The sequence below is a fragment of the Nocardioides pakistanensis genome, from assembly GCF_054781215.1.
This window is the reverse complement of the sequence record NZ_BAAGUV010000014.1, coordinates 24,096-37,471: the sequence shown is the minus strand read 5'-3', so window position 1 is coordinate 37,471 and position 13,376 is coordinate 24,096. Positions and strand designations below refer to the sequence as shown.

Genomic DNA, 13,376 nt, shown 5'->3' with positions numbered 1-13,376 from the left:
CTCCGGCGTCAACCGGAGCGGTCTGCCCCGGATTGTCGGTGGGGTGGCATAGCGTCGCGGCCATGAGCAAGTCGACGGCACGACCCCGCCCCTCCTTCCGGTGCTCCGAGTGCGGGTGGGAGACGGCGAAGTGGGTGGGCCGGTGCGGCGAGTGCCAGGCCTGGGGCAGCGTCGCGGAGGCGGGTGCTCCGGTCGGGCGTACGTCGGCCGGGCCGGTGACCAGCCCCGCGGTCCCGATCGGCCAGGTCCGAGCCGAGGAGTCCCGGGCCGGCACCAGCGGCGTCCCCGAGCTCGACCGGGTGCTCGGCGGCGGGCTCGTCCCGGGGGCGGCGGTGCTGCTGGCCGGCGAGCCGGGCGTCGGCAAGTCCACGCTGCTGCTCGAGGTGGCCGCCCAGCATGCCCGGGCGGGAGCCCGGACCCTCTACGTCACCGGCGAGGAGTCGGCCTCGCAGGTGCGGCTGCGTGCCGACAGAACCCGCAGCGTGCACGACGAGCTGTTCCTCGCCGCCGAGACCGACCTCGGTGCCGTGCTCAGCCACATCGAGGCGGTGCGGCCCAAGCTGCTCGTGGTCGACTCGGTGCAGACGATCAGCGCCGCCGACGTCGACGGGGTGCCCGGCGGGGTGACCCAGGTCAAGGAGGTCGCCGCGGCGCTGATCCGGGTCGCCAAGGCGCACAACATCGCCACCCTGCTCGTCGGCCACGTCACCAAGGACGGCTCGATCGCCGGCCCGCGCGTGCTCGAGCACCTCGTCGACGTGGTGCTGCACTTCGAGGGCGAGCGCAGCAGCCGGCTGCGCATGGTGCGCGCCATCAAGAACCGGTTCGGTCCCGTCGACGAGGTCGGCTGCTTCGACCTCTCCGCCGACGGGATCGTCGCGGTCACCGACCCCACCGGCCTGTTCGTCGCCCGCCACCACTCGCCGGTGCCCGGCACCTGTGTCGCGGTCACGCTGGAGGGGCGACGTCCGATCCTCGCCGAGGTGCAGGCCCTGGTGACCCCGTCGGCCTCGGAGCGGCCGCGGCGCACCACGTCCGGGCTGGACAACGCCCGGATCGCGATGACCGTGGCGGTGCTCCAGCAGCGCGCCCGGATCCGGCTGCACGCGCACGACGTGTTCGCCTCGACGATCGGCGGTGCCAAGGTGGCCGAGCCGGCCGGCGACCTCGCGGTGGCGATCGCGATCGCCTCGGCGTGGAAGGACCGCGAGGTGCCGACCGACGTGGTGGCGATCGGCGAGCTCGGCCTGGCCGGCGAGCTGCGTCGCGTCCGCGACCTGCCGCAGCGGCTCGCCGAGGCGGCCCGGCTCGGGTTCCGGGCCGCGATCGTCCCGAGCGAGCCGGGCACCCGTGGTTCGGCGGGGCCCGGGTCGGTGCGCAAGGTCGACGGGATGCAGGTGGTGAGCGTGCCCGACATCGACTCCGCGCTCCGCGTCCTCGACCTGGCCAAGGGTGACGTCACCCCGCTGATCGCCCCGGACACCACCTCCCCGCAACGGCCCGCGCTCGGACTGGCGTGATCCGCCGAAAGGACCTGCTTCGGGCTGGCGCGAACCGCGGGCCCGGTGTGACCCAGATCCCCTACACTGAGCGCGTCGCAGACACCTGAGCAGGGGAGCACCTTGGTATCCATCGACCGGTCGGACAACACGCTCCGGTTACGGGCCACCCTGGCCAACATCGCCCCCGGCACGTCGCTACGCGACGGGCTCGAGCGTGTCCTGCGCGGACGCACCGGCGCCCTGATCGTGCTCGGCAACGACAAGGTCGTGGAGTCGATCTCCACCGGCGGGTTCGTGCTCGACGTGCCGTTCACCGCCACCGGTCTGCGCGAGCTGGCCAAGATGGACGGCGCGATCATCCTCGACAAGGACTCCACCCGGATCCACCGGGCCGCGGTTCACCTGATGCCGGACCCGTCGATCTACAGCGAGGAGACCGGCACCCGGCACCGCACCGCCGACCGCGTCGCGCGCCAGACCGGCTTCCCGGTGATCTCGGTGTCGCAGTCGATGCAGATCATCGCGGTCTACGTCGGTGAGAGCCGCTACGTGCTCGAGGACTCCGGGCAGATCCTGTCGCGGGCCAACCAGGCACTGGCCACCCTGGAGCGCTACAAGCTCCGTCTCGACGAGGTCTCCAGCACGCTGTCCGCCCTGGAGATCGAGGACCTGGTCACCGTCCGCGACGTCGCGGTGGTCGCCCAGCGGCTGGAGATGGTCACCCGGATCGCCCGGGAGATCGAGGACTACGTGCTCGAGCTCGGCAGCGACGGCCGGCTGCTGTCCCTGCAGCTCGACGAGCTGGTCACCGGTGTCGACCTGGAGCGGGAGCTCGTCGTACGCGACTACCTGCCGGGCGGGCGCAAGCAGCGCAAGCCCGAGGAGATCCTCGCCGAGCTGGAGAGCCTCAGCGCCTCCGACCTCGTCGACATCGCGTCGGTGGCCCGGGCGCTGGGCCTCGGGGCCAGCGAGCACCTCGACGGCGCGGTTACCCCGAAGGGCTACCGGCTGCTGGCGAAGGTCCCCCGGCTGCCGGGCACCGTCGTCGACCGGCTGGTCGATCACTTCGGCAGCCTGCAGAAGCTGCTGTCGGCAGGCATCGACGACCTCCAGGCCGTCGACGGGGTCGGCGAGCTGCGAGCCCGCAGCGTGCGCGAGGGGCTGTCCCGGCTGGCGGAGTCCAGCATCCTCGAGCGCTACGTCTGAGCCTCGGCGCGCTCCCCGACTGGGCCCCTCCGGAGCGAGCTGTAACGCGGGGTTACGGACGCTCCACACGCGGCAGGTCGCGTGTGAACCGTCCACACCGCGTGCAGAGACGGCTCCGACGAGGTAAGCGCTGGGCCGTCAGGCGTCGCCCTCGCGGCGCTTCTTCTTCGCCGGCTTCTTCTCCCCCGGCTCCGGGGTGGGCGTCGGGGTGATCGTCACCGGCGCGGGCGAGAACAGCTGGAACTGCTCCGACTCCGGCTCGGACCCCAGCGCGGCAGCGGCCACGTGGTAGTAGCCGGGCTCGGCCCACAGCGTGTTGCGTGAGCACTGCGCGTCCGAGCGGCGACCCGACCAGGTGACGTCGACGGTGGTCGCCGGTCGCCGGCGCAGGACGAGCTGGGTGGTCGGGATCGCCTTCCCGCACTCCTGCGAGGACCAGATCCGGTCGCTGCCCGAGGTCAGCCTGACCGCGACCGAGTCCGGGGAGACCTCCCAGTTGCACGCCGGTGACTGGAAGGTCGTGAGCTTCAGGGTGAGCCGTACGTCGCCGCCGGCGTAGGCCCGCTCGACCAGCGTGGGAACGACCTTGACGTCGCTGTCCTGGCAGGGGCCGGTCGGCATCGGCAGCGGCGTCTTGGTCCGCTTCGGCTTCCTCGGTCGCTGCGGATCGGCGCGCGGGATGTCGGCTGTCGCGACCGCGGTCGGAGACTCGGCCGGGGTGCTGACCGCCGAGGCCGGCATCGCCGCGGGCGTCTGGTCCTTCCCCTCGTCACCGCCGCCGAGAAGTCCCCGGATCCCCAGCACCAGACCCAGCACGACAGCGAGGACGAGCAGCCGCCGGAACCAGTACACACGGGCCGGCAGCGGGCCACGGGGTCTGGTCACGGACATGGGCACACCGTAACTTTTCGCCACCACCCGAGCCGGGAGGCCACACCGGGCGTGGGCGGATCCACACGGTTACGATCGCCGCACCATGACCGATCTGCACGAGCGCGTCCTCGACTGGTACGCCGCGAACGCGCGCACCCTGCCCTGGCGCGAGGAGTCGACGCCGTGGGCGGTGATGGTCAGCGAGTTCATGCTCCAGCAGACCCCGGTCAACCGGGTGCTGCCGGTGTTCGAGCAGTGGATGGACACCTGGCCCACCCCGTCGGCGCTGGCCGCGGCGAGCACCGGTGACGCGGTGCGGGCGTGGGGGCGACTGGGGTACCCGCGACGGGCGCTGCGCCTTCACGCGGCTGCCACCGCGATCGTCGAGCAGCACGACGGCGTCGTGCCCTCCTCTCACGCGGCACTGCGGGCGTTGCCCGGCGTCGGCGACTACACCGCGGCGGCGATCGCGTCGTTCGCGTTCGGTCAGCGTCACGCGGTGCTCGACACCAACGTCCGTCGGGTGCTGGCCCGGGTCGTCGGTGGTGCAGAGCTCCCGCCCGCCTCGCTCACCCGCGCCGAGCGGGCGAGAGCCGAGGGACTGCTGCCTGGCGACGACGCGACGGCTGCCACCTGGGCGGTGGCCGTGATGGAGCTCGGGGCGCTGGTGTGCACCTCGACGAGCCCGCGCTGTGGCGTGTGCCCGGTCGAGGACCTGTGCGCGTGGGTGCTGGCCGGGCGACCGCCGTACGACGGTCCGCCGCGGCGCGCGCAGACCTACGCCGGGACCGACCGGCAGTGTCGTGGGCGGCTGCTCGCGGTGCTCCGCGACGCCGAAGGGCCGGTGCACCGGTCACGGCTCGACGCGGTGTGGGCGGACGAGGCGCAGCGCACCCGCTGTCTGGCCTCCCTCGTCGACGACGGCCTGGTCGCGGCGACCTCGGCGGACACCTTCGCGCTTCCCTGACCCGACCGCTGGCACGCAGCGGCGCGGGCTACGCGTACCGCCGGCGACGCGAGCCCGGATAGCGTCCGCATATGCTCACCGCCTTCCTGCTGCTGCTGGCCGCGATCGCCACCGAGGTGGCCGCCACGTCCTCCCTGCCCCGGACCAACGGGTTCCGTGACCCCGGCTGGACGGTCGCTGTGCTGGCCGGCTACGCGGTCTCGATCTGGCTGCTGGCGCTGGTGGTGCGCACGATCCCGGTGTCGGTGACCTACGCGATCTGGTCCGGGCTCGGCACGGCGGCCGTCGCGGTGGTGGGAGTGCTCTGGCTCGGCGAGCGGCTCGACGTGGTGAAGGCCGGTGCCATCGCAATGATCATCCTCGGCGTCGTCGTACTCAACCTGCGGCCGGCCTCCTGAGCCGCCGCCGGAGATGCAGAAGGGGCGCCTCCCTCGCGGGAGGCGCCCCTTCGTGAGACGGAACCGTCAGTCGTTGTCGCCGCTGGTGGCGGTCTCGATCGGCGGCAGGTCGGGCAGCTCGGACTTCGGCTCACCCTTGAAGGTGAACGTCGCGCTCGGGCCCTCGCCCTCGACGTCGACCAGCACGATCTGGCCGGGGCCGACCTCGCCGTACAGCATCTTCTCGGCGAGCACGTCCTCGATCTCGCGCTGGACCGTGCGACGCAGCGGACGGGCGCCGAGCACCGGGTCGAACCCGCGCTGGGCGAGCAGGTCCTTGGCGGCCTGGGTCAGCTCGATCGACATGTCGCGGTCCTTCAGCCGGAGCTCGACGGCGGCGATCATGTTGTCCACCATCGCCACGATCTGCTCCTGCGACAGCGGCGGGAACACGATGATCTCGTCGACACGGTTGAGGAACTCCGGCCGGAAGTGCTGCTTGAGCTCCTCCGAGACCTTCGCCTTCATCCGGTCGTAGGACCCCTGCGTGTCGCCGGCCTGCTGGAAGCCGAGGTTCACACCCTTGGCGATGTCGCGCGTGCCGAGGTTGGTGGTCATGATGATCACGGTGTTCTTGAAGTCGACCACCCGGCCCTGGGAGTCGGTCAGGCGACCCTCCTCCAGGATCTGCAGCAGCGAGTTGAAGATGTCCGGGTGCGCCTTCTCGACCTCGTCGAACAGCACGACCGAGAACGGCTTGCGGCGCACCTTCTCGGTGAGCTGGCCGCCCTCCTCGTAGCCGACGTAGCCCGGAGGCGAGCCGAACAGCCGCGAGACGGTGTGCTTCTCGCTGAACTCCGACATGTCGAGCTGGATCAGCGCGTCCTCGTCGCCGAAGAGGAACTCCGCGAGCGTCTTGGACAGCCACGTCTTACCGACGCCGGACGGGCCGGCGAAGATGAACGAGCCGCCGGGACGCTTCGGGTCCTTCAGGCCGGCACGAGTACGACGGATCGCCCGGGAGAGTGCCTTGACGGCCTCCTCCTGACCGATGACCCGCTTGTGGAGCTCGTCCTCCATCTTGAGCAGACGGGTGGACTCCTCCTCCGACAGCTTCACGATCGGGATGCCGGTGGCCACGGCGAGGACCTCGGCGATGAGCTCCTCGTCGACCTCGGCCACGACGTCCATGTCGCCGGCCTTCCACTGCTTCTCGCGCTCGCTCTTGGCGAGAATCAGCTTCTTCTCCTCGTCCCGCAGCGACGCGGCAGCCTCGAAGTCCTGGCTGTCGATCGCGCCCTCCTTGCGGCGGCGCACGTCGGCGATCTTGTCGTCGAACTCGCGCAGGTCCGGCGGCGCGGTCATCCGGCGGATCCGCAGCCGCGAGCCCGCCTCGTCGATCAGGTCGATCGCCTTGTCGGGCAGGAACCGGTCGGAGACGTAGCGGTCGGCCAGCGTCGCCGCGGCGACCAGCGCCTCGTCGGTGATGGTGACCCGGTGGTGCGCCTCGTAGCGGTCGCGCAGACCCTTGAGGATCTCGATGGTGTGCGCGATCGAGGGCTCCTGGACCTGGATCGGCTGGAACCGTCGCTCGAGCGCGGCGTCCTTCTCGAGGTGCTTGCGGTACTCGTCGAGGGTGGTCGCACCGATCGTCTGCAGCTCACCGCGGGCGAGCATCGGCTTCAGGATCGAGGCGGCGTCGATCGCGCCCTCGGCGGCACCGGCACCCACGAGCGTGTGCAGCTCGTCGATGAACAAGATGATGTCGCCGCGGGTCTTGATCTCCTTGAGCACCTTCTTCAGGCGCTCCTCGAAGTCACCGCGGTAGCGGGAGCCGGCGACCAGGGAGCCCAGGTCGAGGCTGTAGATCTGCTTGTCCTTCAGCGTCTCCGGCACGTCGCCGCGCACGATCGACTGGGCCAGGCCCTCGACGCAGGCGGTCTTGCCGACGCCGGGCTCACCGATCAGGACAGGGTTGTTCTTGGTGCGGCGGGAGAGCACCTGCATCACGCGCTCGATCTCCTTCTCGCGCCCGATGACCGGGTCGAGCTTTCCTTCGCGCGCGGCCTGGGTGTAGTTGCGGCCGAACTGGTCGAGCACCAGCGAGCTCGACGGCGCACCCTCGGGCGCGGTGCCGGCCGTGGCCGTCTCCTTGCCCTGGAAGCCGGAGAGCAGCTGGATCACCTGCTGGCGGACCCGGTTCAGGTCGGCGCCGAGCTTGACCAGCACCTGGGCGGCGACGCCCTCACCCTCGCGGATCAGGCCGAGCAGGATGTGCTCGGTGCCGATGTAGTTGTGGCCGAGCTGCAGCGCCTCGCGCAGGGACAGCTCGAGCACCTTCTTCGCGCGGGGCGTGAAGGGGATGTGGCCGCTGGGCGCCTGCTGGCCCTGACCGATGATCTCCTCGACCTGCGCACGCACCGCCTCGAGCGAGATGCCCAGGCTCTCGAGCGCCTTGGCGGCAACGCCCTCGCCCTCGTGGATCAGGCCCAGGAGGATGTGCTCGGTGCCGATGTAGTTGTGGCTGAGCATCCGGGCCTCTTCCTGGGCCAGGACGACCACCCGACGGGCTCGGTCTGTAAACCGCTCGAACATGTTTTCCTCATCGCTCCTTGCGTGCTCACCGCCGACGCTGCGACGGGGGCTGTTCTCTGCACTCTAGTCCGCGTCGAAGTCGGCTGTCTGCGCCCCGGACACTGCTCGCCGGCACCTTCACCGGCCCCTCTGTCGGCTCTGACAAGGACAACTCCCCGCCAACCCTATGTGTTCCCTCGGGAGGCCCCTCACGCTTCGCTGAGAGCGAACGAGCCGCCCGGCCCCGTCGTCGTGGGCCGTGCGGCTCGTCCGGTGGTCTCCGGTGGTCGGTGACTCCGAGGGGAGTACGGCGGCCCGCGGTGGCTGTGCCCTGGACGGGCCACGGCATGCGGCTGCCGCGAGACGGTCTAGTGCGCTGCGGCGTACGCCTCCCGCACCTCCGCGGAGACCCGGCCGCGCTCGGGCACGTCCCAGCCGTTGTCGCGCGCCCAGGCCCGGATGTCGGACGCACTGGGGCCGGTGTCGCCGCCGGCGGCGATCCGCTGCCCGCGACGCCGGCCCGACGCCTTGCGACCCGCGACACGACGGCCGGCCTCGATGTAGCGGCCCAGGGCCTGGCGGAGCTCGGCGGCGTTGTTCTCGTTCAGGTCGATCTCGTACTCCACGCCGTCGAGGCCGAAGGAGACCGTCTCGGCGGCGTCGTCACCGTCGAGGTCGTCGACGAGGATGACATTGACCCGCTGCGCCATATTTCGATGCCTTTCTTGTTTCCCCGTCCGGTGGTTTCCGACGCCGCAGGCTAATCCCCCATCCGCCGGCGTCGCCACGAACATAGTGGCACGCCGGTGGTATTTCCGAATCGGACCGGCCGAAAATGTCTGGGCGATTTGTTTCAACGCCCGGACTTGCACCGTGTTTTGGACGCTTTGCACGCGGCATACCGCGTGTTTTGCGTCCATAACCCCGCGTTACAAGGAGAAGGGGGAGGTCATTCGGGGCGCAGCAGCGGGAACAGAATCGTCTCCCGGATTCCGGCACCGGTCAGCAGCATGACCAGCCGGTCGACGCCCATGCCCATTCCGCCGGCCGGCGGCATCCCGAACTCCATCGCCTTCAGAAATGCCTCGTCGAGCTCCATCGCCTCGGGGTCGCCCTGCGCGGCCAGCAGCGACTGCTCGACGAGCCGCTCGCGCTGGATCACCGGGTCGTTGAGCTCGGAGTAGGCCGGGGCCAGCTCGATGCCGTTGATGATCAGGTCCCAGGCCTCGACGAGCCCCGGCTCGGAGCGGTGCGGCTTGGCCAGGGGGCGGACCGCCTCGGGGTAGTCGCGCACGAACGTGGGCTTGATCAGGGTGTGCTCGACGAGCTTCTCGTAGAGCTCGAGCGCCACCTCGCCGGCGTTCCAGTGCGGCTGCAGCTCGACGCCGTGCTTGTCGGCGTAGCCCTTGAGCGTCTCGTGCGACGTGTGCTGGTCGACCTGCTCGCCGAGCCGCTCGGAGATCAGCTCGAACAAGGTCGCCTCGCGCCACGGCTCCTCGAGGTCGACGTACGACCCGTCGCGGGCCGGGATCACGGTGCGGCCGACCGCGCGGGCGCACTCGATCACCAGGGTGCGGGTGAGCTCGGCCATCGTGTTGTAGTCGCCGTAGGCCTGGTAGGCCTCGAGCATCGAGAACTCCGCGGCGTGGGTGGAGTCCAGGCCCTCGTTGCGGAAGGTCCGGCCGATCTCGTAGACCCGGTCGACGCCGCCGATCATCGCCTTCTTCAGGTCCAGCTCGAGCGCGATCCGCAGCAGCATCGGCTGGTCGAAGGCGTTGAGGTGCGTGCGGAACGGCCGGGCCGCGGCGCCGCCGTTGGTCAGCTGCAGGACCGGGGTCTCCACCTCGATGAAGCCCTGGTCGTCCAGCACCGACCGCAAGGTGCGCAGCACGGTGGCCTTGGTGCGCACGATCGAGCGCGACTCCGGGTTGACGATCATGTCGACGTAGCGCAGCCGGACCCGGGCCTCGTCGGAGAGCGGCTTGTACTCGTTGGGCAGCGGGCGCAGCGTCTTCGCGGCCATCTGCCAGGCGGTCGCCTGCACCGACAGCTCGCCGCGACGGCTGGTGATCACCTCACCCTGTACGGCGATCAGGTCGCCGATGTCCACCAGGGACTTGAACTCCTCGAGGCTCTCGGCGCCCACGTCGGCCAGCGACAGCATCACCTGGAGCTCGGTGCCGTCGCCCTCGCGCAGCCGCGCGAAGCACAGCTTGCCGGTGTTGCGCACGAACACCGCGCGGCCCACGACCGCGACCTGCTCGCCGGTGCGGGTGTCAGGAACCAGGTCGCCGGCCTCCAGCAGCGGGTCGTACTTCTCCCGGATCTCGCGCAGCGTGTGGGTGCGCTCGACGTTGAGGGGGTAGGCCGGCCGGCCGGACCCGAGCAGGCGCTCCCGCTTCTCGCGCCGCACCCGCATCTGCTCGGGGAGGTCGTCCTCCACGGCGGTGGCGTCGGGGTTCGTCTGCTCGGTCATGGTGCCCAAGCCTATGGGGTCGGACGAGCCGGACGCTCAGGGGTTGTTGCGGTGGAACACCAGCTCCAGGCCGCGGAGGGTGAGCCATGGCTGGTGGTCGGTGACGGTGGCGCACTCGTCCACGACGAGCGGGGCCAGACCCCCGGTGGCGATCACGTTCACCGGCCCGTCGACCCCGAGCTCGGCGACCATCCGCGTGACGATCCCGTCGACCTGGCTGGCGAACCCGTAGAGCACGCCGGACTGCAGCGCCTCGACGGTGTTCTTGGCGATCACGTGCCGGGGGCGGAGCAGCTCGACCTTGCGCAGCTGCGCGCCACGCCGGCCCAGCGCCTCCAGCGAGATCTCGATGCCCGGGGAGATCGCGCCGCCGATGTACTCCCCCTTGGCGCTGACCACGTCGAAGGTGGTGGCGGTCCCGAAGTCGACGACGATCGACGGACCGTCGTACTCCGTCGCCGCGGCCAGCGCGTTGATGATCCGGTCCGAGCCGACCTCGCGCGGGTTGTCCATTAGGATCGGTACCCCGGTGCGCACGCCCGGCTCGACGACCACGTGCGGGATGTCGGCGTAGTAGTCGCGGAGCATGTCGCGCCACTCGTGCAGCACCGAGGGCACCGTCGAGCACACCGCCACGCCGGCCGGGTGGGTGTCGGAGTCGGCGACGAGGTTGCGGATCAGCACCGCCCACTCGTCGGCGGTGCGCCGCTCGTCGGTGGCCACCCGCCAGTGCAGCGACACGTCCCCGTCGGCGACGATCCCCATCGTCGTGTGGCTGTTGCCGATGTCGGCGCACAGCAGCGGCGCGGTCACTGCGTCGCCTCCGAGGGGCGCAGGTCCATGCCGATGTCGAGCACCTTCGCCGAGTGCGTCAGCGCCCCGATCGCCAGGAAGTCCACGCCGGTGGCCGCGACCTCGCGGGCCCGGTCGAGGGTGAGCCCGCCGGAGGCCTCCAGCTTGGCGCGGCCCTTGTTGATCTCGACCGCCTCGCGCATGGTCGCGGTGTCCATGTTGTCGAGCAGGATCTGGTCGCAGCCCGCGGCGAGCAGGTCGGTGAGCTGCTCGAGGGTGTCCACCTCCACCTGCACCGGCAGCTCGGGGAAGTGGTGCCGCACCGCCTGGTAGGCCTCGACGACACCGCCGGCGGCGAGCACGTGGTTGTCCTTGACCAGCGCCTGGTCGGACAGGGTGGCGCGGTGGTTGGTGCCGCCGCCGCAGCGCACGGCGTACTTCTCCAGCGCTCGAAGGTGCGGCGTGGTCTTGCGGGTGTCGCGGATCCGCGCGCCGGTGCCCTCGACCGCGTCCACCCAGGTGCGGGTGGTGGTGGCGACGCCGGACAGGTGGCCGAGGTAGTTCAGCGCGGTCCGCTCGGCGGTCAGCAGCATCCGCACCGGGCCGTGAACGGTCAGCACGACGTCGCCGGGACCGACCCGCGAGCCGTCCGGGATCTCGCGGGAGACCTCGACGTGGCTGCCCGCGACGAAGCGCATCACCAGCTCGGCGACCGCCGCGCCGGCCAGGACGCCCTCGCCGCGGACCACCAGGTCGGCGGTCGCGGTGGTGCTCGCGGGGATCGTCGCCTCGCTGGTCACGTCCACCTCGGGCACGTCCTCGTCGATCGCCTCGACGACGCTGTCGTAGACCGCACGCGGGTCCAGCCCGGCGTCGTCGAGCTCGGTGACCAGGCTGGTCGGCAGGTCGGCGAAGGGGGCCCGGACGATGCTCACGATGTCTCTCCTGTGGTGGCGGCGGCCGCTGCGGGGACGTAGCGGGTGCTCAGTGTGCCCTCGACCAGCTCCTCGTCGACGTGACCGAACCAGTGCGCGTCGTCGACGTCGGGGTAGTCCTCGCGCCAGTGCGAGCCGCGGGTCTCCTGCCGGATCCGGGCGGCCTCGACGAGCGCGCTGGCCACGGTCAGCAGGTTGGTGGCCTCCCAGGAGTACGTGTCCGGCTGCCCCGGCGTCGTACGCCCGATCTCGGCGAGGGTCAGCGCGGCCTCGGCCAGCCCGGCGTCGGTGCGCAGCACTCCGGCGTGCTCGGTCATCACCTTCTGCACCGCGGGAGTCGCGTCGGCCCCCACCAGCCCAGGGGTACGACGGTCCGCGGCGCCCTGCCGTGCCGGCGGCAGGTCCTGGGCCAGCGCCGCGGCGATGCGCCGGGCGAAGACGACGCCCTCGAGCAGGGAGTTCGACGCCAGCCGGTTGGCGCCGTGCACGCCGGAGCAGGCCACCTCGCCGCAGGCGTAGAGGCCGGGCACCGTGGAGCGGCCGTCGAGGTCGGTGGCCACCCCGCCGGAGGCGTAGTGGCAGGCGGGGGCGACCGGGATCAGGTCGGTGACCGGGTCGATCCCGTGGACGCGGCAGGAGGCGAGGATCGTGGGGAACCGGTGCTCCCACATCTCGGCGCCGAAGTGGCGGGCGTCGAGCCACACGTGCGCTGCGCCGGTCTCGCGCATCCGGCGCATGATCGCCTTGGCGACCACGTCGCGCGGGGCGAGGTCGGCCAGCGGGTGCACGCCCTCCATGAACCGGACGCCGGCGTCGTCGACGAGGAAGCCGCCCTCGCCGCGGACCGCCTCGGAGATCAGCGGCTGCTGCCCCTGGGACTCCTCGCCGAGCCACATCACGGTGGGGTGGAACTGCACGAACTCGATGTCGCGCAGCACGGCGCCTGCCCGCAGCGCCAAGGCGACACCGTCGCCGGTCGACACCGACGGGTTCGTGGTCGCGGAGAACACCTGACCCATCCCGCCGCTGGCGAGCACCACGGCCCGCGCGACCACCGCGCCGACGCCGTGCGGCTGGCCCTCGCCCATCACGTGCAGGGTCACCCCCGCGACGCCGCCGTCGGCAGCGGGCAGCGCGTCGAGCACCAGCGCGTGCTCGATCACCTCGATGCCGGGGTCGGCGGCGACGGCGGCGACCAGGGCGCGCTGGATCTCCGCGCCGGTGGCGTCGCCGCCTGCGTGCGCGATCCGCCGGCGCAGGTGGCCGCCCTCGCGGGTGAGCGCGAGCTCGCCGGCGGGGGTCTGGTCGAAGTGGGTGCCGAGCGCGATCAGCTCCCGGACGGCGTCCGGGCCCTCGGTGACCATGGTCCGCACCGCGGTCTCGTCACACAGGCCGGCGCCGGCGACCAGGGTGTCGGTGAGGTGCTCGTCGGGGGTGTCGGCCGGGTCGAGCGCCGCGGCGATCCCGCCCTGGGCCCAGGTCGTCGAGCCGGCCGAGAGCAGGTCCTTGGTGACCACGAGCACCTTGCTGCCCGGGAGGTCGGCGCGCGTGCGCAGCGCGACGGTGAGCCCGGCGATGCCGGAGCCGACCACGACGACGTCCGCCTCGGTGGTCCAGCCGGGTTCGGGGGCCCCGAGTCGTTCGGGCAGCGAGGGCCCTGTCATGGTGCGGGGC

The 13,376-nt window shown here is 71.5% G+C and carries 11 protein-coding genes; 4 read left to right on the top strand and 7 right to left on the bottom strand.

The features are described from left to right. Positions 1 to 62: 62 nt before the first annotated feature. Both radA and disA read left to right on the top strand, forming a co-directional pair. Positions 63 to 1,520 carry a DNA repair protein RadA gene (gene radA / locus ACYVIH_RS06465; protein WP_460867321.1) on the top strand — a complete coding sequence of 486 codons (1,458 nt, stop codon included), beginning with the start codon at positions 63 to 65 and terminating at the stop codon, positions 1,518 to 1,520. Between the two features lie 102 nt (positions 1,521 to 1,622). Continuing rightward, positions 1,623 to 2,708 carry a DNA integrity scanning diadenylate cyclase DisA gene (disA, locus tag ACYVIH_RS06460; protein WP_460867319.1) on the top strand — a complete coding sequence of 362 codons (1,086 nt, stop codon included), beginning with the start codon at positions 1,623 to 1,625 and terminating at the stop codon, positions 2,706 to 2,708. Positions 2,709 to 2,846: 138 nt separating this feature from the next. Here disA and ACYVIH_RS06455 read toward each other — a convergent pair whose 3' ends face one another. After that, a complete protein-coding gene (locus tag ACYVIH_RS06455; protein ID WP_460867317.1) occupies positions 2,847 to 3,599 on the bottom strand; it encodes a hypothetical protein in 753 nt (250 codons plus the stop codon). A gap of 85 nt (positions 3,600 to 3,684) precedes the next feature. On the opposite strand from ACYVIH_RS06455, the gene ACYVIH_RS06450 reads away from it, so the two are divergent. Continuing rightward, on the top strand, positions 3,685 to 4,548 hold the full coding sequence (locus tag ACYVIH_RS06450; RefSeq protein ID WP_460867314.1) for an HhH-GPD family protein: 864 nt from the start codon (positions 3,685 to 3,687) through the stop codon (positions 4,546 to 4,548). Positions 4,549 to 4,619: 71 nt separating this feature from the next. Continuing rightward, positions 4,620 to 4,946 (top strand): DMT family transporter, encoded by a 327-nt coding sequence (locus tag ACYVIH_RS06445; RefSeq protein ID WP_460867312.1) that lies wholly within the window; start codon positions 4,620 to 4,622, stop codon positions 4,944 to 4,946. Positions 4,947 to 5,012: 66 nt separating this feature from the next. Here the strand turns inward: ACYVIH_RS06445 and ACYVIH_RS06440 are convergent, their stop codons facing one another. The 6 genes from ACYVIH_RS06440 to ACYVIH_RS06415 all read right to left on the bottom strand — a co-directional run bounded on the left by ACYVIH_RS06440 (position 5,013) and on the right by ACYVIH_RS06415 (position 13,366). Beyond that, on the bottom strand, positions 5,013 to 7,520 hold the full coding sequence (locus tag ACYVIH_RS06440; protein WP_460867310.1) for an ATP-dependent Clp protease ATP-binding subunit: 2,508 nt from the start codon (positions 7,518 to 7,520) through the stop codon (positions 5,013 to 5,015). Between the two features lie 347 nt (positions 7,521 to 7,867). Further along, a complete protein-coding gene (locus ACYVIH_RS06435; RefSeq protein WP_460867308.1) occupies positions 7,868 to 8,209 on the bottom strand; it encodes a histone-like nucleoid-structuring protein Lsr2 in 342 nt (113 codons plus the stop codon). 239 nt (positions 8,210 to 8,448) lie between these two features. Continuing rightward, entirely contained in the window at positions 8,449 to 9,975 is a 1,527-nt protein-coding gene (gene lysS, locus ACYVIH_RS06430; RefSeq protein ID WP_460867307.1) for a lysine--tRNA ligase, read from the bottom strand. A 36-nt stretch (positions 9,976 to 10,011) separates the two neighbouring features. Next, positions 10,012 to 10,788, bottom strand: a complete 777-nt coding sequence (locus ACYVIH_RS06425) for a type III pantothenate kinase (RefSeq protein ID WP_460867305.1) — start codon at positions 10,786 to 10,788, stop codon at positions 10,012 to 10,014. Then, positions 10,785 to 11,702, bottom strand: a complete 918-nt coding sequence (gene nadC, locus ACYVIH_RS06420; RefSeq protein WP_460867304.1) for a carboxylating nicotinate-nucleotide diphosphorylase — start codon at positions 11,700 to 11,702, stop codon at positions 10,785 to 10,787. Before nadC ends, ACYVIH_RS06425 begins: the two co-directional genes overlap by 4 nt. After that, entirely contained in the window at positions 11,699 to 13,366 is a 1,668-nt protein-coding gene (locus tag ACYVIH_RS06415; protein ID WP_460867302.1) for an L-aspartate oxidase, read from the bottom strand. Before ACYVIH_RS06415 ends, nadC begins: the two co-directional genes overlap by 4 nt. Between the last annotated feature and the right edge of the window lie 10 nt (positions 13,367 to 13,376).

What these genes read in the sequence shown, in the direction of transcription:
- ACYVIH_RS06445 (WP_460867312.1), top strand. Translation starts at nt 4,620, where the DNA reads ATGCTCACCGCCTTCCTGCTGCTGCTGGCCGCGATCGCCACCGAGGTG.
- ACYVIH_RS06435 (WP_460867308.1), bottom strand. Translation starts at nt 8,209, where the DNA reads ATGGCGCAGCGGGTCAATGTCATCCTCGTCGACGACCTCGACGGTGAC.
- lysS (WP_460867307.1), bottom strand. Translation starts at nt 9,975, where the DNA reads ATGACCGAGCAGACGAACCCCGACGCCACCGCCGTGGAGGACGACCTC.
- radA (WP_460867321.1), top strand. Translation starts at nt 63, where the DNA reads ATGAGCAAGTCGACGGCACGACCCCGCCCCTCCTTCCGGTGCTCCGAG.
- ACYVIH_RS06415 (WP_460867302.1), bottom strand. Translation starts at nt 13,366, where the DNA reads ATGACAGGGCCCTCGCTGCCCGAACGACTCGGGGCCCCCGAACCCGGC.
- ACYVIH_RS06450 (WP_460867314.1), top strand. Translation starts at nt 3,685, where the DNA reads ATGACCGATCTGCACGAGCGCGTCCTCGACTGGTACGCCGCGAACGCG.
- ACYVIH_RS06455 (WP_460867317.1), bottom strand. Translation starts at nt 3,599, where the DNA reads ATGTCCGTGACCAGACCCCGTGGCCCGCTGCCGGCCCGTGTGTACTGG.
- ACYVIH_RS06440 (WP_460867310.1), bottom strand. Translation starts at nt 7,520, where the DNA reads ATGTTCGAGCGGTTTACAGACCGAGCCCGTCGGGTGGTCGTCCTGGCC.